Annotated in this window: 21 protein-coding genes and 1 tRNA gene; 14 read left to right on the top strand and 8 right to left on the bottom strand. The window is 69.4% G+C overall.

What is annotated here, in order from left to right; translation table 11 throughout:
- Window positions 1–102 precede the first annotated feature (102 nt).
- Window positions 103–1,599, bottom strand: coding sequence for a CoA-acylating methylmalonate-semialdehyde dehydrogenase (locus GGQ91_RS21330; protein ID WP_043385717.1), 1,497 nt, complete (start codon window positions 1,597–1,599; stop codon window positions 103–105).
- Window positions 1,600–1,714: 115 nt separating this feature from the next.
- On the opposite strand from GGQ91_RS21330, the gene GGQ91_RS21325 reads away from it, so the two are divergent.
- Window positions 1,715–2,623, top strand: coding sequence for a LysR family transcriptional regulator (locus tag GGQ91_RS21325; protein ID WP_043759090.1), 909 nt, complete (start codon window positions 1,715–1,717; stop codon window positions 2,621–2,623).
- Between the two features lie 88 nt (window positions 2,624–2,711).
- On the top strand, window positions 2,712–3,875 hold the full coding sequence (locus GGQ91_RS21320) for an iron-containing alcohol dehydrogenase (protein WP_179697174.1): 1,164 nt from the start codon (window positions 2,712–2,714) through the stop codon (window positions 3,873–3,875).
- A 104-nt stretch (window positions 3,876–3,979) separates the two neighbouring features.
- Here GGQ91_RS21320 and GGQ91_RS21315 read toward each other — a convergent pair whose 3' ends face one another.
- Complete coding sequence (locus GGQ91_RS21315) at window positions 3,980–5,209, bottom strand: ABC transporter substrate-binding protein (protein WP_182592805.1); 1,230 nt, start codon at window positions 5,207–5,209, stop codon at window positions 3,980–3,982.
- A 258-nt stretch (window positions 5,210–5,467) separates the two neighbouring features.
- Here GGQ91_RS21315 and cpaB point away from each other — a divergent pair, with 258 nt between their 5' ends.
- The 7 genes from cpaB to GGQ91_RS21280 all read left to right on the top strand — a co-directional run bounded on the left by cpaB (window position 5,468) and on the right by GGQ91_RS21280 (window position 13,463).
- Window positions 5,468–6,283: a Flp pilus assembly protein CpaB gene (gene cpaB, locus GGQ91_RS21310; RefSeq protein WP_043349290.1), complete on the top strand. Its 816-nt coding sequence runs from the start codon at window positions 5,468–5,470 to the stop codon at window positions 6,281–6,283.
- A gap of 5 nt (window positions 6,284–6,288) precedes the next feature.
- Complete coding sequence (locus tag GGQ91_RS21305; RefSeq protein ID WP_374701307.1) at window positions 6,289–7,851, top strand: type II and III secretion system protein family protein; 1,563 nt, start codon at window positions 6,289–6,291, stop codon at window positions 7,849–7,851.
- A gap of 36 nt (window positions 7,852–7,887) precedes the next feature.
- Window positions 7,888–8,631, top strand: a complete 744-nt coding sequence (locus GGQ91_RS21300) for a CpaD family pilus assembly protein (protein WP_182592804.1) — start codon at window positions 7,888–7,890, stop codon at window positions 8,629–8,631.
- Window positions 8,632–8,706: 75 nt separating this feature from the next.
- Complete coding sequence (locus GGQ91_RS21295) at window positions 8,707–9,951, top strand: CpaE/TadZ family protein (RefSeq protein WP_043349286.1); 1,245 nt, start codon at window positions 8,707–8,709, stop codon at window positions 9,949–9,951.
- A gap of 57 nt (window positions 9,952–10,008) precedes the next feature.
- Entirely contained in the window at window positions 10,009–11,451 is a 1,443-nt protein-coding gene (locus tag GGQ91_RS21290; protein WP_043385702.1) for a TadA family conjugal transfer-associated ATPase, read from the top strand.
- 4 nt (window positions 11,452–11,455) lie between these two features.
- Window positions 11,456–12,454 (top strand): type II secretion system F family protein, encoded by a 999-nt coding sequence (locus GGQ91_RS21285; RefSeq protein ID WP_043385699.1) that lies wholly within the window; start codon window positions 11,456–11,458, stop codon window positions 12,452–12,454.
- A gap of 31 nt (window positions 12,455–12,485) precedes the next feature.
- Window positions 12,486–13,463: a type II secretion system F family protein gene (locus GGQ91_RS21280; protein ID WP_043385697.1), complete on the top strand. Its 978-nt coding sequence runs from the start codon at window positions 12,486–12,488 to the stop codon at window positions 13,461–13,463.
- 25 nt (window positions 13,464–13,488) lie between these two features.
- Here GGQ91_RS21280 and GGQ91_RS21275 read toward each other — a convergent pair whose 3' ends face one another.
- A complete protein-coding gene (locus GGQ91_RS21275) occupies window positions 13,489–13,722 on the bottom strand; it encodes a GcrA family cell cycle regulator (protein WP_020095642.1) in 234 nt (77 codons plus the stop codon).
- 403 nt (window positions 13,723–14,125) lie between these two features.
- Between GGQ91_RS21275 and sseA the strand changes: the two genes are divergently transcribed.
- Window positions 14,126–14,971: a 3-mercaptopyruvate sulfurtransferase gene (gene sseA, locus GGQ91_RS21270; RefSeq protein WP_043351370.1), complete on the top strand. Its 846-nt coding sequence runs from the start codon at window positions 14,126–14,128 to the stop codon at window positions 14,969–14,971.
- A 145-nt stretch (window positions 14,972–15,116) separates the two neighbouring features.
- Entirely contained in the window at window positions 15,117–15,593 is a 477-nt protein-coding gene (locus GGQ91_RS21265; RefSeq protein WP_043351364.1) for a hypothetical protein, read from the top strand.
- 204 nt (window positions 15,594–15,797) lie between these two features.
- Here GGQ91_RS21265 and GGQ91_RS21260 read toward each other — a convergent pair whose 3' ends face one another.
- Genes GGQ91_RS21260 through GGQ91_RS21245 form a run of 4 tightly spaced genes read right to left on the bottom strand, consistent with a single transcriptional unit; the run spans window position 15,798 to window position 19,022 of the window.
- Window positions 15,798–16,622 (bottom strand): FTR1 family iron permease, encoded by an 825-nt coding sequence (locus GGQ91_RS21260; RefSeq protein ID WP_043351362.1) that lies wholly within the window; start codon window positions 16,620–16,622, stop codon window positions 15,798–15,800.
- A 53-nt stretch (window positions 16,623–16,675) separates the two neighbouring features.
- The gene (locus tag GGQ91_RS21255) at window positions 16,676–18,109 is read right to left on the bottom strand and encodes a 4Fe-4S binding protein (protein ID WP_043385688.1); all 1,434 of its coding nucleotides are present in this window, start codon (window positions 18,107–18,109) and stop codon (window positions 16,676–16,678) included.
- The gene (locus GGQ91_RS21250; RefSeq protein ID WP_043351359.1) at window positions 18,106–18,441 is read right to left on the bottom strand and encodes a cupredoxin domain-containing protein; all 336 of its coding nucleotides are present in this window, start codon (window positions 18,439–18,441) and stop codon (window positions 18,106–18,108) included. The genes GGQ91_RS21255 and GGQ91_RS21250 overlap by 4 nt, the downstream gene beginning before the upstream one ends.
- Before the next feature lie 17 nt (window positions 18,442–18,458).
- On the bottom strand, window positions 18,459–19,022 hold the full coding sequence (locus GGQ91_RS21245) for an iron transporter (protein WP_205782340.1): 564 nt from the start codon (window positions 19,020–19,022) through the stop codon (window positions 18,459–18,461).
- Window positions 19,023–19,375: 353 nt separating this feature from the next.
- Here GGQ91_RS21245 and GGQ91_RS21240 point away from each other — a divergent pair, with 353 nt between their 5' ends.
- On the top strand, window positions 19,376–21,502 hold the full coding sequence (locus GGQ91_RS21240) for a carbohydrate porin (protein WP_043385682.1): 2,127 nt from the start codon (window positions 19,376–19,378) through the stop codon (window positions 21,500–21,502).
- Window positions 21,503–21,536: 34 nt separating this feature from the next.
- Here the strand turns inward: GGQ91_RS21240 and lipB are convergent, their stop codons facing one another.
- A complete protein-coding gene (lipB, locus tag GGQ91_RS21235; protein WP_182592803.1) occupies window positions 21,537–22,268 on the bottom strand; it encodes a lipoyl(octanoyl) transferase LipB in 732 nt (243 codons plus the stop codon).
- A gap of 88 nt (window positions 22,269–22,356) precedes the next feature.
- Here lipB and GGQ91_RS21230 point away from each other — a divergent pair, with 88 nt between their 5' ends.
- Together GGQ91_RS21230 and GGQ91_RS21225 are read left to right on the top strand one after the other, a co-directional pair.
- Window positions 22,357–22,662 (top strand): FliM/FliN family flagellar motor switch protein, encoded by a 306-nt coding sequence (locus tag GGQ91_RS21230; protein WP_043351350.1) that lies wholly within the window; start codon window positions 22,357–22,359, stop codon window positions 22,660–22,662.
- A gap of 121 nt (window positions 22,663–22,783) precedes the next feature.
- Window positions 22,784–22,868: transfer RNA gene (locus GGQ91_RS21225), tRNA-Leu, on the top strand.
- Window positions 22,869–22,984 lie beyond the last annotated feature (116 nt).

Raw genomic sequence — 22,984 nt, 5'->3', positions numbered from 1 at the left:
TTGGAGTGAGGGATCAGGTCTTTCCGGAGAGTCCCCGCCGCTCACCCTGTCCCTCTCCCGCACGGGAGAGGGACCCGCGCCCCATCCTTGGACCGTCGCGGCCTACCGCATCGTCGGGATCGAGAATTCCGCCCCGCTCTTGATGCCGCTCGGCCAGCGCTGCGTCACGGTCTTGGTCTTCGTATAGAAGCGGATCGAGTCCGGCCCGTGCTGGTTCAGGTCGCCGAAGCCCGAGCGCTTCCAGCCGCCGAAGGTGTGGTAGGCGATCGGGACCGGGATCGGCACGTTGACGCCGACCATGCCGACATTGACCCGGGCGGTGAAGTCCCGGGCCGCGTCGCCGTCCTGGGTGAAGATCGCGACGCCGTTGCCGTACTGGTGGGTCGAGGGCAGGGCCAGCGCCTCCTCGTAATCCTTCGCCCGCACGACCGAGAGCACCGGGCCGAAGATCTCTTCCTTGTAGATGGTCATGTCGGGGGTCACGCGGTCGAACAGCGAGCCGCCCATGTAGAAGCCGTTCTCGTAGCCCTGGAGCTTGAAGCCGCGGCCGTCGACCACGAGCTCGGCGCCCTCGGAGACGCCCTGGTCGATGTAGCCCGCGACCTTCCGGACCGCCTCGGCGGTGACCAGGGGGCCGTAATCGGCCGAGCCGTCATGCGACGGACCGATCTTGAGCGACTCGACCCGCGGGATCAGCTTCTCCATCAGCCGGTCGGCGGTCTTCTCGCCCACCGGCACCGCCACCGAGATCGCCATGCAGCGCTCGCCGGCCGAGCCGTAGCCGGCGCCGATCAGCGCGTCGACCGCCTGGCCCATATCGGCGTCCGGCATGATGATCATGTGGTTCTTGGCGCCGCCGAAGCACTGCGCACGCTTCCCGGTCTCGGCGGCGCGCACGTAGATGTATTCGGCGATGTGCGACGAGCCGACGAAGCCCACCGCCTTGATGTCCTCATCATCCAGGATCGCGTCGACCGCTTCCTTGTCGCCGTTGACGACGTTGAGGATGCCGGGCGGCAGGCCCGCCTCCAGGAAGATCTCGGCGATGCGGATCGGCACGCTCGGGTCGCGCTCGGACGGCTTCAGGATGAAGGCGTTGCCGCAGGCGATCGCCGGAGCGCATTTCCATAGCGGGATCATGGCCGGGAAGTTGAACGGCGTGATGCCGGCGACCACGCCCAGCGGCTGGCGCAGGGAGTAGACGTCGATGCCGGGCCCGGCGCCCTCCGTGTACTCGCCCTTGAGCAGGTGCGGGATCCCGCAGGCGAACTCCACCACCTCGACGCCGCGCTGGATGTCGCCCTTGGCGTCCGGCACGGTCTTGCCGTGCTCGGAGGCGAGAAGCTCAGCCAGGGAATCGTTCTCGGCGCGGATCAGCTCCAGGAAGCGCATCATCACCCGGGCGCGCTTCTGCGGGTTGGTGGCCGCCCAGGCCGGCTGGGCCGCTGCCGCGTTCTCGACGGCGGCGCGCATCTCGGCCTTGCTGGCCAGCGCCACCTTGGCCTGGACCTCGCCGGTCGAGGGATGGAACACGTCGGCGAACCGCCCGCTCTCGCCGCCGACAGCCCGGCCGCCGATGAAGTGCCCGATCGTGCGCATGCGCGCCTCCCTGTGATGATGCGTTGATTTTGATGCACCCTAACAGGATCCCTTGAGCGATAAAGCCGGATGCGCTTACAGCCGTCGTGCATCGATGCACAGCGGGAGTGCGGCCATGGCCAGGACGGGGCCCAACTGGGACGACCTGCGCTTCTTCCTCGCGGTGGCGCGGACCGGGACCCTGAGCGCCGCCGGAGCACGCACCGGCACCGAGCACACCACGGTCGGCCGGCGGATCCGCGCCCTGGAGGAGGGTCTCGGCGCCCGCCTGTTCCATCGCAGCAATCTCGGCTACGCGCTCACCGAGGACGGGGCGAACCTGCTGGGCGTCGCCGAGGCCATGGAGAGCGCGTTCCTGTCGGCGAGCGCCGCCACGGGGGCGGCCCAGACGGTCTCCGGCACGGTGCGGATCGGCGCGCCGGACGGCTTCGGCAGCGTGTTCCTCGCCCCCCGGATGCACCGGCTCACCGCCCGCCATCCGGGGCTGGAGGTGGAGATCATGGCCACCGCCCGGATCTTCAGCCTGTCCAAGCGCGAGGCCGACATCGTGATCAGCCTCTCCGGCCCGCAGCAGGCCCGGGTGGTGGCACGCCGGCTCACCGATTACCGGCTGTTCGTCTACGCGGCCGAATCCTACCGCGCGGCCGCGCCGCCGATCGCCGAACTCGCGGACCTGCCGGCCCATCCGTTCGTCGGCTACATCGAAGACATGCTGTTCACCCGCGAGTTGAACTACCTCGGGGCACTCGGCCCCGCGGTCTCGGCGCGGCTGCGCTCGACCAACCTCCTGGCCCAGGTCCACGCGACGCTCGGCGGAGCCGGCCTGTGCATCCTGCCGGCCTTCATCGCGGCGGCGCATCCCGGCCTCGTGCCGGTGCTGCCGGAGGCGGTCTCGCTGACGCGCTCGTTCCACATGCACATCCACGAGGACCACCGGAAGGCGGCCCATATCCGCGCCGTGGCGGGGTTCATCGCCGGAGAGGTGAAGGCCGCGGGGGCGCTGTTCGCCGGGCCGGCGGTGTAAGCCGGGACGGTTTCGCGGAATCCGCCGGCGCCGTAAGATCGGCCGGCTCCGGCAGGTCAGGTCACGCGCCGGGTGGAAGGATCAAGAGATGGTCGCCTCGATCGCCCTGCCCCGGCTGATGCGCGTCGGCGCCGGCGCCTCGCGGCTCCTGCCGGAGGTGCTCGGCCAACTCGGCCTGTCGCGGCCCTTCGTGGTCACCGACCCCTACCTCGCCGGCAGCGGCCGCACCGACACGCTGCTGGAACGGCTGACCAGGGCGGGCGCCAAGGCGACGATCTTCTCCGAGACCGTGCCGGACCCGACCGTCGCCTCCGTGGAGGCGGCGCTCGCCGCCCTGCAGGCGGGCGACTTCGACTGCGTGGTCGGCTTCGGCGGCGGCAGCCCGATGGACACCGCCAAGGCGGTGGCGGTGCTCGCCCGCCACGGCGGCCACATGCGCGACTACAAGGCGCCCCGTCAGCAGGACGAGCCCGGCCTGCCGATCGTGGCGATCCCCACCACCGCGGGCACCGGCTCGGAAGCCACCCGCTTCACCATCGTGACCGACGAGGCCTCCGACGAGAAGATGCTCTGCATCGGGCTCGCCTACCTGCCGGTGGCGGCGCTGGTGGATTACGAGCTGACGCTCACCAAGCCCAAGCGGCTCACGGCGGATACCGGCATCGACGCGCTGACCCATGCCATCGAGGCCTACGTCTCGCGCAAGGCGAACATGTTCTCGGACGGGCTGGCACTTCAGGCGATGGGCCTGATCGCCCCGAACCTGCGGCGGGTCTGGACCGATCCGGGCGATCGGGCGGCCCGGGAGGCGATGATGCTCGGGGCCACCCAGGCGGGCATCGCCTTCTCGAACGCCTCGGTGGCGCTGGTCCACGGCATGAGCCGGCCGATCGGGGCGCATTTCCATGTGGCCCACGGGCTCTCGAACGCGATGCTGCTGCCGGCGGTCACGGCCTTCTCGGCCCCGGCCGCCATCGACCGCTACGCGGCCTGCGCCCGCGCCATGAAGATCGCCGGGCCGGACACCGACGACCGGTCCGCGGTCTCGGCCCTGGTGTCGGAACTCGAGGCGCTCAACGACGACCTCGACGTGCCGGGGCCGCAGGAATACGGGATCGACCCGGCCCGCTGGGAGGCGCTGCTTCCCACCATGGCGGCCCAGGCGCTGGCCTCCGGCTCCCCGGCCAACAACCCGCTGGAGCCCAGCGCCGACGAGATCGTGGCGCTGTACCGGCGCGTCTGGGCGGGGTGAGAGGGTTCGTTGCGAGCGCCAAGACGGCGCGAGGCCGGTGATCCGAGCGCCGCCTTGGCGCTCGGATCGGCTCGCACAGCGCGGTGTTCGACGAGTCCTAAACCCTACTTCGCCGCCGTCAGCGGGCAGCCGCTCTCGGCCGGGGACGCGAAGGCCTCCTTGCCGGGGATCGTGGCGAGCTGCCGGTAGAGATCCCACGGGCCCTTCGACTCGGCCGGCTTCTTGACCTCGAACAGGTACATGTCGTGCACCATGCGGCCGTTCGGCTGGACGATCCCGCCATGGGCGAAGACGTCGTCCACCGGCAGCGCCTTGAGCTTGGCGTTGACCGCATCCGTCTCGTCGGTGCCGGCCGCCTTGACGGCCTTCAGGTAGGACAGGACCGCCGAGTAGGTGCCGGCCTGGATCATGTTGGGCATCCGGCCGGTGCGCTTCATGTAGCGCTGGCCGAAGGCCCGGGTCTCGTCGTTGGCATCCCAGTACCAGCCCTCGGTGAGCGTCAGGCCCTGCGCGACCTTCAGGCCGAGCCCGTGCACCTCCGAGAGGGTGAACAGCAGGGCCGCGAGCTTCTGGCCGCCTTCGACGATGCCGTATTCCGCGGCCTGCTTGATCGCGTTCGAGGTGTCGAGCCCCGCATTGGCGAGCCCGATCACCTTGGCCTTCGAGCCCTGCGCCTGGAGCAGGAAGGACGAGAAGTCCTGGTTCGAGAGCGGGTGCCGGACGCTGCCCAGCACCTTGCCGCCGTTGGCGAGCACCACCTTGCTGGTGTCGGCCTCCAGCGCCGAGCCGAAGGCGTAGTCGGCGGTGAGGAAGAACCACGTGTCGCCGCCCGCCCGGGTCAGCGCGCCGCCGGTGCCCACCGCCAGAGCCCGCGTGTCGAAGGCCCAGTGATAGCCGTAGGGCGTGCAGGCCTTGCCGGTGAGGTCGCTGGTGGCCGCTCCGGTGGTGATGGTGATCTTCTTCTTTTCCCTGGACAGGCCCTGGACCGCCAGCGCCACCGAGGACGTGGTCAGCTCCATGATCGCGTCGACATTGTCGCGGTCGTACCATTGCCGGGCGATCGCCGAGGCGATGTCGGGCTTGTTCTGGTGGTCGGACGAGAGGATCTCGATCGGCACGCTGCCGATCTTGCCGCCCATGTCCTCCACCGCCATGCGGGCGGCCTCGACCGAGCCCTGACCGCCATACTCGGCGTAGAGGCCGGATTGGTCGTTGAGGATGCCGATCCGGACCGCATTGTCCGAGAAGGTCCCCTGCGCGGCCGCCGGAACGGAGCCGAGTGCGGTCCCCGCGAGGGCAGCCACCAAAACCGCGCTGCCGAATGTCCTGATCATGTTTCCCCCCGGTTCGCCCGAGCGCCCGCTTCTGAGGCGGTTCCGGTGGCACGATAGGTCACGAAGCGGTGATGCACCACGGCCGAGTTCGGGCGGATGCTGAAGGATCCTGCGGATTGTGACGCGCTTCTCGGGCGCCCCGTTTCCGGACCGGCGACAACGCCAGAGGTTATAATACCTTAACCATAATTACACGAATCCCCGCGCAGGTTCGGGTCATGGACGGCAATTCGGCCGTCTCCGGCGCGTGGCGATGCGATGAACCCAGCCCGTTTCGCCGTCCTCGGTATCGCCCTCGCGGCGGGAACCGGGGCGGCCTTCCTGATGAGCGGCGGCGATCCGCCACCGCCGCCTCCGCCGCCGAAGGCCGAGGCGCCGCCGCAACCGATGACCGACGTGCTCGTGGCCGCCATCGACATGCCCATGGGTCAGGTGCTCCGGGCCGCGGATCTGCGCTGGCAACCCTGGCCGGACAGCGCCGTGACGGCAGGCTACGTGACCCGCAAGATCAACCCCAAGGCCCTCGAGGAGACCGTGGGCGCCTCGGTGCGCGCAGGCTTCCTGGCGGGCGAGCCGATCCGCGCGCAGAAGCTCGTGCGCCCGGAGAGCGGATTCATGGCGGCGATCCTGCCGGCCGGCATGCGCGCCGTCGCCATCGTCACCGACAGCCGCGGCACCAACTCGGCCGGCGGCTTCATCCTCCCGAACGACCGCGTCGACGTGATCCGCACGTTCCGCGACGAGTCCAATTCGCGGGCCAACAACAGCGACGTGCAGCTCTCCCAGACGATCCTGACCGACATCCGCGTCCTCGCGATCGGGCAGCTGGTCCAGGAGAAGAACGGCACCAACGTGGTGACCGGCGAGACCGCGACGCTGGCCGTCACGCCCGCGCAGGCCGAGACCCTGGCGCTGGCCCAGAAGGTCGGCGCCCTCACCCTTTCGCTGCGCAGCCTCGCCGATGCCGGGCGGCCGCCCGAAGCCACGCCGCTGGCCGATGCGTCCGTGGCGCAGATGCCCGAACCCGCCTTGACCGTGGTGCGCTTCGGCGTCGCGCGGCAGCAGACGCCGTGATCGCCATGACCGCTCCGTCCCCCCACCCGCGCCCGATGGGCCGCCCCGCCGGCCGCGCGGCCGGCGCCCTCGCCCTGCTGGCCGTCCTGTCCGGACCGGCCCCCGCGCAGGACCGCCAGACCTTCGGTCCCGCGCCGATCCTGACGGTCGGCGCCGCGGAATCCGCCTCGACCCGGCGGGTCGAGCTGACCGCCGGCCGCTCCGTGATCGTCGACCTGCCGCGGGACGCCAAGGAGGTGTTCGTGGCCAACCCCGCCGTGGCCAACGCCGTGGTTCGCTCGACCCGCAAGGTCTTCGTGATCGGCATGGCCGACGGCGCGACCTCGATCTTCATCATGGATGCCGAGGGCCGCCAGATCGCCGCCCTCGACGTGTCGGTGGCGCGGGATCTCAACCTCGGGACCCTGCGCGAGTTGCTCGGCCAGAGCATCCCGGGCGGGCGCTTCGACGTGCGCTCCTCGGGGGCCTCGGTGCTGCTCTCGGGGTCGGTGAATTCCTCCGCGGACGCGCAGCAGGCGATCGACATCGCCAATGCGTTCGTGGGGCTGGGCGGCGGGGGCGCGGCGGGGGCCGCGGGGGCACCGAGCGGCGGTGTCACCGCGGGCGCGCGCGGCGCCGTGATCAACAACCTCACGATCCGCAACAAGGACCAGGTGATGCTCCGCGTCACCGTGGTGGAGGTGTCGCGCAACGTCCTGAAGCAGTTCGGGATCAACATGACCGGCAACTGGTCGGCGCTGAACCCGCTCGGTTCCGCGACGTCACCGGCGCTGATCAACAACCTGCCGTTCCCGATCAACCCATCGGCTCCGAGCGGCAACCAGATCCAGGCCTCGATCCAGTCGGGCGGCTTCTCGCTCCAGGCAACCCTGAAGGCCTTCGAGCAGGCGGGCGTCTCGCGGATCCTGGCCGAGCCGACGCTCACCGCCATCTCCGGGGAGGCCGCGAAGTTCCTGGCCGGCGGCGAGTTCCCGGTGCCATCCTCGGCCGCCTGCACGGTGGGCGGCGTGTGCACCCCCGGCATCACCTACAAGCCCTACGGCGTCGCCCTGTCGTTCACGCCGGTGGTGCTCGCCGACAACCGCATCTCGATCCGCGTCGCAACGGACGTGACCGAGATCGATCCACAGCAGAACTTCACCTACGTCGTCGGGAACAACTCGGTCGCGGTGCCGGGCACCCGGGTGCGGCGCTCCGAGACCACCGTCGAGCTGCCCTCGGGCGGCGTGATGATGACCGCCGGCCTGATCCAGCAGGTGAACAAGCAGGCGATCTCCGGCCTGCCCGGCCTGATCAATCTTCCGATCCTCGGCGCGCTGTTCCGCTCCCGCGACTACCAGCGCCAGGAGACGGAGCTGATGATCATGTGCACCCCCTACATCGCCCGGACGATGGAACCGAAGCAGGTGAGCCGGCCGGACGACAACTTCGTCGATTCCACCGACGGCCAGGCGGTGCTGCTCGGCCAGATCAACCGGCTCTACGGCAAGGTCGCCTCCCCCGGGGCGGCCGCCGCGCCGCCGCTCGGACGCACCTATCGCGGCCGCGTCGGCTTCATCGTCGAGTAGCGCCCCGCGTCACCGCCGCGCCCCAGGATCGGAACCATGACCGGACGTCCCCCGCCCACCCTGCCGCGCCGCGCCGCGAGCCTGCTCGCCGCCTGCGCGCTGGGCACCCTCGCGGCGGCCTGCAAGAGCGATCCCGCCACCACCGGCGGGATCGACGTGACGGATTACCGCGCACGCCACCCGATCGTCCTGACGGACGGGGCCCGCAACCTCGACGTGTTCCCCACCGGCGTGGGGCATCTGGATCCGCGCCAGGCGGCCGATGTCGATGCCTTCATGCTCGAATACCGCCGGTACGGCCGCGGCGCCCTGCTGATGGAGGTTCCGCAGGGCGTCCCGCCCAACCAAGTGGCCGCCGTCCAGCGGACCGCCTCGGTGCTCGGCCGGTTCGGGACGCAGAACGGCATCGGCGTCCGCGAGATCACCGTCACCGGCTACGTGGTCACCGCCCCGACCCTCGCCGCGCCGATCCGGCTGAGCTTCCAGCGCATGCAGGCCAAGGTGTCCGACGCCTGCGGCCTCTGGCCTCAGGATCTCGGGACCCGAAGCTTCGCCTACGATTACAGCAACCAGCCGAGCTGGAACCTGGGCTGCGCCACGCAGTCCAACGTCGCCGCCCAGGTCGCAGATCCGGTCGACCTCGTGCGCGGCCGCCCCGAGGGTCGGATCGATACGGTCAAGCGCGTCCGGGACATCGGGCAATTGCGGGACGGCAAGGATCCGTCAACCACATGGCGGCAAGATGGGCAGACCGCCGTGAAGTCCCAAGTCACCAACTGAGACAGCCGGCGTTGGGACGGGCAGCCCCGCCGCTCCCCGACGCCGCGCCCCGAACGCGAACCCGAAAGCGCCGTCATGGCAGACCTGTCCGAGACGAGCGAGCGCACGATCGCCCCGGTGCCCCGGATCACCATCCAGGCATTCTGCGAGACCGGCGAGACCGCCGCGATGATCGAGGGCGCAGCCCTCGACCGGCGCATGCAGAAGGCGCAGGTCAAGGTCCGGATGGGCGGCGGCGCCGCCGCGATCGAGGCCTATCGGCACGCGCCGACGCCCAACGTCATCATCATCGAGATCCAAGGCGCGCGCTCGAAGCCGATCGAGTGCCTCGATGCCCTGGCCGAGGTCTGCGACGAGGGCACCCGCGTCGTGGTGATCGGCCACCTCAACGACGTGATGCTCTACCGGCAGCTGATCCAGCGCGGGGTGTCCGACTACCTCATGGTGCCGGTCGAGCCCCTGACGCTGATCGCGGCGATCTCCGACCTGTTCACCGCTCCGGGCGTCAAGCCGGTGGGACGGACCGTGGCGGTCTACGGCGTGAAAGGCGGCATCGGCGCCTCCACGGTGGCGCACAATTTCGCGTGGTCGGTTGCCCGGAACCAAGGCGTCCAGACGGTGATCGCCGATCTCGACATCGCCTTCGGCACCGCCTCGCTGAACTTCAACCAAGATCCGCCGCAGGGCATCGCCGAAGCGGTCTTCGCCCCCGAGCGGCTGGATTCCGCCCTGGTGGAGCGGCTGCTGTCCAAGTGCAGCGACAACCTGAGCCTGCTCTCGGCGCCGGCGAGCCTCGACCGGACCATCGACCTGTCCGAGCCGGCCTTCGACGCGCTGATCGAGCACATGCGGGCGAGCGTACCCTGCGTGGTCCTGGACATCCCGCATCAGTGGAACGCGTGGTCGAAGCGCATCCTGACCGCGGCCGACGAGATCCTGATCGTGGCCGGTCCCGATCTCGCCTGCCTGCGCAACGCCAAGAACCTTCTCGGCGCGCTGAAGCACGGGCGCCCGAACGACCAGCCCCCCCGCGTCCTGCTGAACGGCGTCGGAGTACCGAAGCGGCCCGAGATCGGCACAGCCGAGTTCGCCAAGGCCCTGGAGACCCCGGTCGCCCTGTCGATCCCGTTCGAGCCGACGCTGTTCGGCACCGCCGCCAATAACGGCCAGATGATCGCCGAGATCCAGGCCGGATCGAAGGTGGCGGAGCTGTTCAACGATCTGGCCGCCATGACCCTCGGGCGTCCGGAGAGCCGGCGGGGACGTCCGAGCCTGCTCGAGCCGCTGCTCGCCAAGCTCGCCGGCCGCAAGGCATCCTGATGCGGATACGATCCTTCGTCCCACGGGCTCCGCAGGTCAGCGTCGGAGGGCTGACCCATGTTCGGTAGGCGACACGCCGGCGGCACATCGGTGGCCCCCCCGCCGATACCGCAGGCCCGGACCCCGGCGCCGGCCACGCCGGTCCTGCGCGATGCGGCGGCTCCGGTCGCGCGTCCGGCACCGGCGGCGCCGGTCGTCGTCGAGACCGCGCGGTCCGAGGATTATTACCGCACGAAGAGTCTGATCTTCGGCGCCCTGATCGAGGCGATCGACCTGACGCAGCTCTCGCGCCTCGATGCCGAGACGGCGCGCGAGGAGATCCGCGACATCGTCACGGAGATCATCGGGCTCAAGAACATCGTCCTGTCGATCTCCGAGCAGGAGGAGCTGCTCGACGACATCTGCAACGACGTCCTCGGCTACGGCCCGCTGGAACCGCTGCTCGCCCGCGACGACATCGCCGACATCATGGTCAACGGCGCCCACCGGACCTTCATCGAGGTCGGCGGCAAGATCCAGCTGACCAGCGTCCGGTTCCGCGACAACCAGCAGTTGATGAACATCTGCCAGCGGATCGTCAGCCAGGTGGGCCGGCGCGTCGACGACGCCTCGCCGATCTGCGACGCGCGCCTGCCGGACGGGTCCCGCGTCAACGTCATCGCGCCGCCGCTGGCCATCGACGGCCCGGCGCTCACCATCCGCAAGTTCAAGAAGGACAAGCTGACCCTGGAGCAGCTCGTCCGCTTCGGGGCGATCTCGCCCGAGGGCGCCGAGGTTCTCAAGATCATCGGCCAGTCGCGCTGCAACGTGGTCATCTCGGGCGGCACGGGCTCGGGCAAGACCACGCTGCTGAACTGCCTGACCGCCTTCATCGAGCACGACGAGCGGGTGATCACCTGCGAGGACGCGGCCGAGCTGCAGCTCCAGCAGCCCCATGTGGTCCGCCTGGAGACGCGGCCGCCCAACATGGAGGGCCAGGGCCAGGTCACCATGCGCGATCTCGTCAAGAACTGCCTGCGCATGCGGCCGGAGCGGATCATCGTCGGCGAGGTGCGCGGACCGGAAGCCTTCGACCTGCTCCAGGCGATGAACACCGGCCACGACGGCTCGATGGGCACGCTCCACGCCAACAGCCCGCGCGAATGCCTGTCGCGTATCGAGTCGATGATCTCGATGGGCGGGTTCACCCTGCCGTCCCGGACCCTGCGCGAGATGATCTGCGGCTCGATCGACGTGGTGATCCAGGCCATGCGCCTGCGCGACGGCTCGCGGCGCATCACCCACATCACCGAGGTGCTCGGGATGGAGGGCGACGTCATCACCACGCAGGACGTCTTCCTCTACGACATCGTCGGGGAGGACGCGAACGGCAAGCTGATCGGGCGCCACCGCTCCACCGGCGTCGGCCGGCCGAAATTCTGGGAGCGGGCCCGCTACTACGGCCTGGAACAGCGGCTCGGCGAGGCGCTCGACGCCGCCGAGATCATCGACCGGAGCTGAGCGCATGCCGGACCTGCCCGCCGCGGCCGCCGGCGCCTCCAACCTGCCGCTCGCCGCGGGCCTCATCGGCATCGCGGTCGCGGCGGTCGCCTACGTGGCTGTCCTGCCCCTGCTCGGCGGCGAGCGCCGGGCGAACAAGCGTCTGAAGTCGATCAGCGTCTCCGCCTCCGGCGCGGCGACCCGGGGCGTCGCGGTCAACCGGCGCGAGCAGGTCGCCAAGACGCTGAGCGAGATCGAGGCGAAGGCCAAGGGCGCCTCGAAGGCCAGCGTGGAGCTGAAGCTCGCCCGCGCCGGCCTCGGATGGACGAAGCGGACCTTCTATACGATCTCAGCCGCCAGCGGCGGCGTCCTCGGGCTGCTGATCTTCGTGATCACCGACAATGCCCTCGCGGCGCTCGGGGCCGCTTTCGCGGGGGGCTTCGGCCTGCCGGCGTGGCTGCTGCGCCACCTGCGGCTCAAGCGCATCGCGAAGTTCAACAAGGAGCTGCCCAACGCCGTGGACGTGGTGGTCCGCGGCATCCGAACCGGCATCCCGGTGGGCGACTGCTTCCGCATGGTCTCGCGCGAGGCCGAGGAGCCGGTGCGCAGCGAGTTCCGGACCGTCGTGGAGACCCAGGCCATGGGCCTGTCGCTCGGCGAGGCGTGCACGCGGCTGTTCGAGCGGGTGCCCACCGCCGAGGTGAACTTCTTCGCCATCGTGATCAACATCCAGCAGCAGTCGGGCGGCAACCTGTCGGAGGCGCTGAACAACCTGTCCACGGTGCTGCGCGACCGCGCCAAGATGCGCGGCAAGGTCCAGGCGATGAGCATGGAGGCCAAGGCCTCCGCCTCGATCATCGCCTGCCTGCCCTTCGCGGTGGCGGGCATCACCGCCCTGACGAGCCCCGACTACATCTCGCTGCTCTGGACGACCGATACCGGTAAGGTCGCCCTGGTCGGCGCGGCGATCTGGATGTCCATCGGCATCTTCACGATCAAGAAGATGATCGCGTTCGAGTTCTAGGCGCGGTGCGCCCTCTGCCGGATACCGCCCGATGATCGAAGACATTGCCGAGAAGCTGTTCGATCCCCGCTTCATGGGCACGCTTCTGACCGCGGTCGCGGCGGCGGCGACCGCCTACGCGGTGGCGCAGCCCTTCCTGGAAACCGACAAGCTCAGCAAGCGGATGAAGCTCGTCAGCGACGAGCGCGAGCAGATCCGGCGGCGCGAGCGGGTGAAGGCGGACGGGCCGGCGACCCGGGCCACGCTGCGCGTGGAGCCGAAGGCCTACATGAAGTCCATCGTCGAGCGGTACCAGCTGCGCCGCTGGCTCGGCACCGACACGGCCAAGCGCATGCTGATGCAGGCAGGCTATCGCGGCCCGGGGTCGGAGACGGCGTTCCTGTTCTTCCGGTTCGTCGTGCCGCTCGCCTCGGTGATCGCGGCCCTGTTCTACCTGTTCGTGCTCGAGGTTCTGGATTCATCCTACCTCGTGCGGTTCGGGCTGGTGGTCGGCGCGGCCTATGCCGGCATCAAGGCGCCGGAGCTGTTCCTGGTCAACGCCGCCAAGAAGCGCCAGACCGAGATCCGAAAGGCGTGGCCGGACGCCCTCGATCTCACGCTGATCTGCGTGGAATCCGGCATGGCGATCGAGAACGCCTTCCGGAAGGTCAGCACCGAGATCGCCACCTCCTCGGTCGTGCTGGCCGAGGAACTCGCCCTGATGACCGCCGAGATGTCGTTTCTGCCCGACCGGCGGCAGGCCTACGAGAATCTCGTGCTGCGCACCGGCCTCGAACCGGTGAAATCCGTCGCCACCGCGCTGATCCAGGCGGAGCGCTACGGCACGCCGGTGGGACAGGCGCTGCGGGTGCTGAGCCAGGAGAGTCGCGACCTGCGCATGAACGAGGCCGAGAAAAAGGCGGCCGCCTTGCCGCCCAAACTCACAGTGCCGATGATCTTGTTCTTCCTGCCCGTGCTGTTCGTGGTCATCATCACCCCCGCCGTCATCCAGGTCATGCGGACACAGTGACGGCCGGGACGAAGAGACGCTTCGCTCAGCGGATGCGGCCGGGCCGGGTCGGCTCGAACACGATGCGGCGGTGATAGGCGCACCAGCTCTTGCCGTCGGACACGGGTGCCCCGCAACAAACGGCTCGGTCGTTCGGCTCACCGATAATGTACTTGCACACGAAGGCTCCGGACTGCGCGAAGGGCACGCGCAGGTCGGCCGACGGCTCCTCGACGGTCTCGGCGTCGCCAATCTGGGACATACGGACGAGTTGATTCATGGCGTTGATCGGCTCAATAAGTATCCTGCTCGGTGGATCATGCACCCCGGCAGACAAGGGAAGTTTGAACGCGTCTCGTTCAGGCGACGGACCCGGCGCGCATCCGCAAGCGGGGCGCCCGGGTCGGCCAACACGATGCCGGCCGGACGACCGACGCGATTGGCGTCATTATGTTGTCGTAACTGGGGTTACGGCTCTTTAAAACAAGACCAGCCTGCGTCGGGTGCATCGGACCACGGTGCGGGATGCGTAGCTCGGCGCATTCGCGCATCGCTTCGATTGGCATTGGCCGGGCCTGACGAATCCGCCGGACGCTCGCCTCCGAGCCTGTCCCGGGCGTGCAACGCGGTGCGACCTGTGGTTCTGTGAGCCTGCAACGCGAACAGAGCCGGATCCGCTGACCATGGCCCACGCGCCCCTCGTGTCACCCGAATGGCTGCACGACCGCCTACAAGCTCCCGACATCGTGGTCCTGGACGCCTCCTGGTACCTGCCGGCCGCAGGCCGGGACCCCGAGGCCGAATATCGCGCGGCCCACATTCCCGGCGCCCGCCGCTTCGATCTCGACGCCATGAGCGACACCGAGTCGAGCCTGCCGCACATGCTGCCGCGGCCCGAGGTGTTCGCCGCCCGGATGCGCGCCCTCGGCGTCGGCGACGGCATGCAGATCGTGGTCTATGACGGTCAGGGCCTGTTCTCGGCTCCGCGCGTCTGGTGGATGCTCAAGGCCTTCGGCGTGCGGGACGCCCTGGTCCTGGACGGCGGCCTCCCGGCCTGGATCGCGGCAGGCTACCCCACCGAGGAGGGCGAGCCGCACCCGCACGAGCGTCGCCACTTCTCGGCCCGCCTCGATCACGGCGCGGTGGCGGATGCGGACGACGTGGCGCGGGCGCTGGAAACCGGGTCGGCTCAGGTGGTTGATGCCCGTTCGGCGACACGCTTCCGCGGCGAGGAGCCCGAACCCCGGCCCGGCGTCCGACCGGGGCATATGCCGGGCGCCTGCAATCTGCATTACGCGGCACTCCAGCGTGACGGCCGGATGAAGACCCCGGAGGAATTGAAGTCGGTCTTCGCCGAGAACGGCGTCGATCCGGACCGGCCGATCGTGACCACCTGCGGCTCCGGCGTGACCGCGGCGATCATCGCGCTCGCTCTCGAGACCATGGGCCGCCCGGCGCGAAGCCTCTACGATGGCTCCTGGTCGGAATGGGGCGCCGATCAGGCCCGCGCGGTCGCGACGGGCGCCTGAGAAGCCGGCGGGCCGCCAGAAACCTGCCCTCGGACATGGCGGGCTGCCGCCGTGTCCGGACCGATCTGATCGTGTCCTTGAAACCTTCGTGGCAGATTTCGATATATCGAATGCGCCTGCGGTTGGGCGCTCCACGGAGAAAATCATGCCGCTTCACGACACGACCGCCCTCTCGGGCACCATCCGGCACGTCTTCGCCCATCGTTTCACCCTCGAGGCGGGCGGCGAGACACATCTGGCCGATCTCGGCCCGAAGGGCGTGGACGCGTTTCCGATCACGAGCGGGCTGCACGTGACCCTGGAGGGCGAGCGCCGTCCCTCGGAGATCAAGGTCACACGGATTTCGGCGGCGGGCCGGGATCCGGTGGAGATCCATCACAAGAAGCCCCACCACGCCCCCGGCTCCAAGCGGGCGGATGGCCCCGCCGATCCCGCGCATGCCCTCGCGGCGGCGGCCTCGGCGGGTTGGATGGTCGTAGACGCGCCGCGCCGCAAGCCGAAGCATTTCGAGGTGCTGGCGCGCCGGCGCGAGGGGGCCGACACGGAACTGCACATCGATTTCGGCGGCACGATCTACAGGGAGAAGCCGGCCGATCGCGCGAAATGGGCTGCACCGGCCTGAGGGCCGCAGCCCGATCCGCCGCATCGCCGATCGGTGCGGCGGAACCGGTCGCCTCGCGTCGAGGACACACAGCCGGGTGGCCCCTTGGCCCGGGACGCCCGCACCCCGGCGCCGGATCTGTCCCGACCGGGTCAGCCGGGCGGCGCACAGTCTCCGCACATCACGCTGTCGGACGGTCCGGCCGCCATGGGGTCGGACGCCGCTCTACGCCGCCCGCACCGCGCGGCGCTGGTCGGCGGCGCTCCATTGCATCAGGCCGATCATCACCGCGATGGTGGCGATGTAGACCAGACCCTGCAGGGCGGTCGGGCGGTCCGTGTAGCCGACCAGGGCGTGCAGGACGCGGCCGGGCCAGGAATTCTCGGCGATCAAACCGGAGCTGTTCCACAGGGTGTGGCCGAGGACGTCCACCACGCCGGCATTGCTCAGAAACTGCGCGGCCTGCGCAGCCAAGCCGGCCGCGAGGAAGATGATCAGCACGCTCGTCACCGAGAAGACGTAGCGGCTCGGAATCGAGGCGAGGCCGAGATAGGTGACCGCCGAGAGGAGCACGCCCGCACCGATGCCGGCGACGGCGCCGAACTGGATGTCGGCCCCCGAGGTGCCCGAGGCCACGAGGCCATACAGGAACAGCACCAGCTCGGCGCCCTCGCGCAGGATCGCGGCGCCGATCACGATCGAGAGGGCCGCCGCCTCCCGCTCCCCCGATCGCACCGCCGCGCCGGCGGCGCGCAGCTCGCCCGCCAGTTCCTTGCCGTGCTTGCTCATCCAGGTGTTGTGCCAGACGAGCAGCAGCACGGCGACGATCAGGACCGCGGCGTTCAGGATATCCTGCCCGCTGCCCTCGAAGGCATCGGAAATCTTCTCGGCGAACAGCGCCACCAGGGCGGCACCCGCGAGGCCGCCGGCAACGCCGAGCAGGACCCAGCGCATCCGGCCCGGGATGCCCCGGGTAGCCGCCAGCACGATGGAGATGATGAGGCCTGCCTCGATGACTTCGCGGAAGGCGATGACGAAGGCGCCGATCATGGCGGTCTCCAGGGGTTATGCGAGAGCGTGAAGCACCGCGCGCGGACCGCGCGCTACCAGATCCAGAACAGGAGCACCCAATTGGCCACCGACAGGGCGGCCGCCCCGGCGATGCAGGCTGCGGCCGCCACCCGGCGGACCCCACCGACGGCAAGCCCCGCCACCTGCCAGGCGAGCCAGACGCTCCACAGGCTCGCGCCGGCGAGCAGGGCCGTGCGGATCTCCGCCACGTAGGGGATCACGATGCCGTCGCCGCGGAGGAACGTGACGGTCAGCGCCGACAGGCCCAGGAAGACGCCGCAGCCCGCCACGGGGATCAGCGTCTGGGTCAGGTGGTGGAAGCGGCGCAGGGACCAGCCCCCGAGGGACAGGGTCGCGAGCGCCACGATCCCCGACAGGGCAAGCCCGAGGACGATCGTCGCGGCGCCGATGTAGGCCAGCAGCAACCCGCCGTCGAGGAGGGTCATGACGTCGTTGCGGTCGGGGTAGTTCGTCAGCACGAACCAGGGCGCCGAATGCTCCAGGGGCCACGTGGTCCCGCGTTCGATGAGCCATGTGGCGGCCCATTGCTTGGCGTCGACGTACCAGGGACTCGACGACCATTGGAAGGCGCCCACCGCCAGCGCCAGCATGCCGAACAGGATCAGCATGGTCTGGTCGAGGCTGGGCTCCTCGCCCGCAACGCGGACGATCTCGTGATTGGGGGAGCGCAGGGCGAGTCGCACGGCGCCGCGATGGCCGCTGCAGCGCCCGCACATATGGCAGGCGCCCGCGCCGCGCATGGTCTTTACCGGCACGAGGGGCGCGCAGTTGAAGCTCTCGGTGCCCCCGACGGGCTTGGGCGAGACCGCCCAGGCGGCGCTGTCGACCTGGAAGCTGACCGGCGCCAGCTTCGACAGCACCGCGAAGACGCCGTTGACCGGGCAGAGGTAGCGGCACCAGACGCGCTTGTTGCGCCCGTAGAGCAGGCCGACCACGATCGCCGCCAGCGTCGAGCCCCCCAGGACCGCGAGGACCGGCTTGGGATAGCCGTAGACGCTGGTCATCTGCCCGTAGACGGTGGTGCCGGCAAAGGCCACGAAGGGCCAGCCCTGCCAGGTGATCCAGCGCGGCACGGCATAGCCGCGGCTCCAGCGGCTTGCGAATTCGCTGAGCGCGCCCTCGGGGCAGAGCACGCCGCACCATGCACGGCCGACCAGGACCATGCTCACCAGCACGAACGGCCACCAGATCCCCCAGAACGCGAACTGAGCGGCGAGCGTCAGGTTGGTCCAGATATGGGCGGCGTTGTCGGGGAGCGGCAGCAGCGCCGGGACGATCACCAGAACCGCGTAGACGGCAACGATCAGCCATTGCACGGCCCGGATGATCCAACCGTACCGGCGCAGCCCGTCGCCGAACCGGGCCAGCGCACCGTCGATGACGGATCGACGCGGCGGAACACGGCTCAGGGCAAGGGAGGCTGGCGCTGTCGTCGACGCGCTCATTTGGCCACCAAAGTCGCCTTCGCCTCCGGGTGGAAGTCGTCGAACACCTGGTAGGTGCCGGCATCGAGGGTGCGGAACACGATCGCCGAGGTCGAGCCCGCGGCCAGCGCCTTCTCGCGCTTGAGTTCCGTGCTCTCGAACTCAACCGGGCTCTGGCCGGTATTCGAGATCTCCAGCTTGAACCGGGTGTTGGCCGGCACCTCGATCACCGCCGGAAGGATCACCCCATCGCGCATCTCGACCTTGATGACCGGCATGTCGTCGGCCCGCGCGGACGCGACGGCGACCAGCAGCACGGCGGCAGGGGCGAGGAAGCGCGACAGGCGGGACACGGACAGCTCCGGCAAATTCAGTAGGCGCCCTTCTTGCCGACACCGGCGAAGGTGAAATCCTGCGTAACCGCGAAGGGCTCGAACCACGGACCGACCCCTGTCTCCTTGTCCACGTGGCGACCGAAATGGCTGTCCTTGCCCGGGGGCGCGACCATTACTTTGAGGCGATAGCGGCCGGGGCCGAACAGCTTGACGTTATCGCCGTAATGCGGCCCGTCATTGGCGACCATCGGCATCAGCACCCCCGACACCGTCTGGTCGGTGGGCTTGTCGCCATCGAGCTTCACCGCCTCGAACCGGACGTCGAGGGCCGGCACCCAATCCCCCTCGGCGAAGCCGTTGCGGTTGTCCTTGGCGGCGCGGATATCGGTTTCGAGGTGGATGTCCGACTTGGCGGCCTCGCGCATCATGCCGGGAGGATCCATCTCGATCGGCTGGAGATAGACGGCGGCGACCTCCAGGCCGTTCTGCGTCACATGCGGACCGATGGGCACTTCCTTGGCCGTCGCGGGGCCCGCGAAGGCGAGGAGCGAGGCCGCGGCGAGGCCGCGGAGAAGCGGAGTGATGGGCGACGCATGCATGCGGTCGCACATAATCCACCCCGCTCGAAGTTCAAACTGGAATCGCATCGATCTCAAATAATAACAATTCTAATCTGAGACCACCTTGGGGAGCCATGATCGTATTCGCATGTCTTTCCGGCACCGTGACGCGGTCATTGCAAAAGCTCACGGAGATGTTCGCTATACGATGACCCTCTGCATCTTGACCGAGACGGCGGGACCGGGATTGTCATTCCACTGCCATGCCGAGCATCGAGGATGGCGGGCGGAACGGAGATGACTTGCGAGGCGGCCTGTGGCGAGAAGGCGCACCCTGGCTTGCGCGATGCCAAAGACCGTTTTAGCAAGTGCTATACTTTTTTGTGAGTCGGATGAGAACCCGTTCCGTGCCCCTGGTCCGCACCGCAGCCCTCATTCTGACGACGCCCCTTCTCGTCCCGGTTGCCGCGCGGGCGGCCGACTTCGCCGCGCCGCGCCCCGACGCCACCCGGCCGACCTACACCGACTGGTCGGGCGGCTATGTCGGCCTCGAGGGCAGCGCCGGCGGATCCTACGGGGCCTACAATTTCGGTCCGACGACGATCGGCGGCCGGCCGATCCCGGCCTTCAAGAGCGGCGATTCCACGGGCCGCAGTGACCAGGGGCGCAACGCCACCACGGCCGTGGGCGGCGTGTTCGGCGGCTGGACCTGGCAGGCCGGGCCGTGGGTCTACGGCATCGAAGCGAATCTCGACCTGGCGAATCTGAAGCGTCCGGTCCCCGCGACCGTCGCGGGATTCGGCTACGCGGATGCGGATCCGGCCTTCAACGTCGTGCGCGCCAAGACGAATCTCTACGGCGCCCTGCGTGCCCGACTCGGCTACAGCTTCGATCGCTATCTGATCTACGGCACCTTCGGGCTCACCGGTGCGAACGCCCGGTTTCTCGCCAGCTATCCGGATCTCGACACGGGCGGCCAGACCACCGCGCAGCGGGAATTGGGTTATGTCGGCTTCACCCTGGGCGCGGGCGTGCAATACGCCATCACCGACAGCCTCGCCCTGGGCATCGACTACCGCTACATCGATCTCGGCGGCAGCCGGCGCTTCCCGCTGGGCGTGGTGCCCGGCGACACGGGTGGACCGGTCACGACCCGGGCGAGCTTCACCTCCAACCAGCTGTTCGCACGGCTGATGTGGTTTCCGGGCGGCTTGAAGGTGCCGCCGGACCCGGACGAGACCGCTCCGCACGACCCCGACAACGGCGATACCGGCCGCTTCTCGCTGCACGGGCAGACGACCCTGATCGCGCAGGCCGTGCCCGGCTTCCGCTCGCCCTACGAGGGCGCGCAGAGCCTGATCCCCCATCAGGCCCGGCAGACCACCACGGCGACGATCTTCCTCGGCCTCAAGCTCACCGACAGCACCGAGATCTACTACAACCCCGAATTCAGCCAGGGCTTCGGCCTGTCGCGGACGCTGGGCGTCGCCGGCTTCGTCAACGGCGAGGCGCAGAAGGCGGGCGCCCCGTTCCCGAAGCTGCGCTCGAACCGCTACTACGTGAAGCAGACCTTCGGGCTGGGCGGCGAGACCGTGGATGTTCCGGACGGTCCGAACCAGGTGGCCACCCGCTACGATGCCGAGCGGATCACGCTGATCGCCGGCAAGTTCGCGCTGGGCGACTTCTTCGACGGCAACATCTACGCGCACGACCCGCGCGTGGACTTCTTCAACTGGTCGCTCTGGGGCGCCTCGGCCTGGGACTTCCCGGCGAACCTCCCGGGCTTCACGCAGGGTGTCTACGCCGAGTACAACCGGCCGGAATTCGCCATCCGCGCAGCCTACACGCAGGTGCCCAAGGAGCCGTCGAGCGACGTGCTCGACCCGCGGGTGTTCCGGCGTGCGGGGCTGAACGTCGAGTTCGAGGAGCGCCACGTCCTCCCGTGGCTGGAGCAGCCCGGCAAGATCCGGATCGGGCTGTTCTCGAATGTCGGTGTCTCGGCCAACAACCGCGACGTGGTCACCCTGACGCAGCTCGGCCTGTTCGACGACATCAACGACGCCGTCGCGGCGACAAGGCGCCCCCGCCGCAAGACCGGCGGCTACATCAACCTGGAGCAGGGGCTGACGCCGGAACTCGGGCTGTTCGCCCGGGCGAGCCTGAACGACGGGCGCACCGAGAACATCTCCTTCACCGACATCGACCGGAGCTTCTCCGGAGGCCTGTCGCTGAAGGGCAAGGCCTGGGACCGGCCCGACGACACGATCGGCATCGGCGCCGCGATGAACGGGCTCTCGCCCTCACACCGGGCCGCCTTCGCGGCCGGCTACCTCGGCCTGCTGATCGGCGACGGGCGGCTGAATTACGGCACCGAGCGCGCGCTGGAGACCTACTACGCCCTGAACCTCACGAAGTTCGTCACCCTGACCTTCGACTACCAGTTCATCGACAATCCCGGATACAATCGCGACCGCGGCCCCGCGCATTTCTTCGCCTCGCGGTTGCACGCGGATTTCTGATCGGCGCGGCCGGAGGCATCGGCGGCACACCCGATCAGTCCGCAGCCTCGGTCACGGTGGCCCCGAAGAGCGCCTCGAAGGCGGCGCGGAGCCGCATGTCGACCTCCGGCAGGCTCACGGGCAGGCCGAGATCGACGAGGCTCGTCACCCCGTGCTCCCGGACGCCGCACGGCACGATCCCGTCGAAATGCGCGAGATCGGGCTCGACGTTCAGGCTGATGCCGTGGAAGCTGACCCAGCGGCGCACCCGGATCCCGATCGCCGCGATCTTGTCCTCGACGCGAGGCCCCTTCTCGGGCCGGCGTACCCAGACGCCGACCCGGTCCTCCCGGCGCTCGGCGCGGACATTGAAGGCGGCGAGCGTCTCGATCAGCCACGCCTCCAGGCTCGCCACATAGGCGCGCAGGTCGCGGCTGCGCCGGTCGAGGTCGAGCATCACGTAGGCGACCCGCTGGCCGGGGCCGTGATAGGTGTATTGCCCGCCCCGGCCCGTGGCGTGGACCGGGAAGCGGTCCGGTGCCACCAGATCCTCCGGTCGGGCCGAGGTCCCGGCCGTGTAGAGCGGCGGGTGCTCCAGCAGCCAGACGCATTCGGGCGCCGCGCCGCGGGCGATCGCCTCCACACGCGCCTCCATCCAGGCGAGGGCGGCCGCGTAGCCCACGGGCGCGTCGCTCACGCGCCAGCCCACCGGGCCGGCGACCGGATCTGCGCCGGGCCGCTTCGGGAAGGCGTGCGGGCGGACCGTGAGGCGGGGCGCGTTTACCAAGAGTTCATCATCCTGCGTCGATGGTCGCAGCCTTCAACATTCGCGGCCGGCGCTGGCAAGGACCGGCCGTGAGACAGGATGGCGGCTGGTGGCGATCTTCGAGACCCTGAAGGTCGATCTGACAGTGGTGCTGGGCCGCGCCCGCATGCCGCTGCACATGCTGCTGCGCATGGGCCGCGGCGCCGTGATCGAGCTGGAAGCCAGCGACAGCGACATGGTCGAGATCCTGGCCAACGACCACCCGATCGCCCGCGGGCAGATCGTGGTGACCGGCGACCGCATCTCCGTCGAGGTGACCGAGCTGATCCGCAAGGCGGCCTCGATCGTGGAGCCCGGCATCAGCATCGGCGACGGCGCGGCGCCTTTCCTGGAGGGCGGCTACGATTCCCCGTGAGCGAGGCGCTTGTCGGCGGCGGAACGATCTGTTATCCGCTGCGCCGCGCGACACGAAAGCGGCCCCGGGTTCTCCCGCGGCGCGCGACGGTCGGGCAAACGGACCGATCTTCGCGTCCGATGCGGCCATGGCGGAATTGGTAGACGCGCTAGCTTGAGGTGCTAGTCCCGAGAGGGGTGGAGGTTCGAGTCCTCTTGGCCGCACCACATTGTTTCGGTTGCCCCGGATCTGCGGCAGCCCGGATGTGGTGCAAGACAGGGCGGTGCGCCGCCGATTGCGACACAACATCAGAGTAAGCCGATCCGCTCTGCGGAACCGCGGC

Source organism: Methylobacterium fujisawaense (assembly GCF_014138435.1).
GTDB classification, from domain to species: domain Bacteria; phylum Pseudomonadota; class Alphaproteobacteria; order Rhizobiales; family Beijerinckiaceae; genus Methylobacterium; species Methylobacterium fujisawaense.
Note: the sequence above shows the minus strand (reverse complement) of the source record. Positions and strands in the feature narration are given on the sequence as shown.